Source organism: Microbispora sp. NPDC049125 (genome assembly GCF_040802045.1).
Lineage (GTDB): Bacteria > Actinomycetota > Actinomycetes > Streptosporangiales > Streptosporangiaceae > Microbispora.
In genome coordinates, this window is record NZ_JBEZDW010000130.1 from 1 (window position 1) to 1,010 (window position 1,010).

Sequence of the window (1,010 nt, forward strand, 5' to 3'; positions counted from 1 at the left end):
TTGGCGGATGGGGCGCGGGTGGTGGCGTTGCGGAGTCGGGCGTTGGGGGTGTTGTCGGGTCGGGGGGCGATGGCCTCGATCGCGTTGCCCGCCGACCGGGTGCGCGACCTGCTGTCCGGCCAGGCCGATGCCGGCGATGCCAGCGCTGGTGGGGGGTTGTCGGGGGTTGCCGGGCGGGTGTCGGTGGCGGTGGTGAACAGTCCGTCGGCGACGGTGGTGGCCGGTGAGGTCGATGCGGTGGAGGAGTTGCTGGCCTGGTGTGGCCGGCGGGGGGTGCGGGCCAAGCGGGTGCCGGTGGATTACGCCTCGCATTGCGCGCAGGTGGAGGTGATCGAAGATGAGCTGGGCCGGTTGCTGGAGGGGGTGGTTCCCCGGCGGGGGGAGGTGCCGTTCTATTCGACGGTGACCGGTGGGCTGGTGGATCACTTGGAGTTGGGGGCGGGGTATTGGTATCGCAACCTGCGTGAGCCGGTGGCCTTCGAGCAGACGGTACGGGTGCTGGCCGAGCAGGGACATACCGCCTTCATCGAGATGAGCCCGCATCCGGTGCTGACGATGGCCGTCCAGGAAACCCTGGACGCCCACCACACGACCACGACACAGGCCACCACAGCCGCGAACACGACGCCGGGGAAGGCCACGGCGGTGGGGACGCCTGAGGCGCTGGCGCCGGTGATGAGTCCGGTGGCGGTGGTGGTCGGTTCGCTGCGCCGCGACGACGGGGGGCTGGACCGGTTCCTCACCTCCCTTGCCGAGGCCCACGTCCAGGGCATCGAGGTGGACTGGACGGGTCTGTTCCCCGGTGGCCGCCGGGTGGAGCTGCCGACGTATGCCTTCCAGCGGGAGCATTTTTGGCCGGAGTCGTCGGGGTGGTCGGGGTCGGAGCCGGGGGCCTCGGCGGGGGCTGGGGTGTTGGGGGATGGGGAGTTTTGGGCGGCGGTGGACAGTGGGGATGTGGAGGCGGTCGCTGCTGCGGTGGGGGCTGGTGGTGGTGATCGTTCGTGGTTGGC

The 1,010-nt window shown here is 70.8% G+C and carries 1 protein-coding gene; it reads left to right on the top strand.

Translation table 11 applies throughout. The annotated features are described in order from the left end of the window. Positions 1–48 precede the first annotated feature (48 nt). The coding region (locus AB0B72_RS40340; RefSeq protein WP_367745086.1) for an acyltransferase domain-containing protein at positions 49–1,010 on the top strand (962 nt) is incomplete at its 3' end.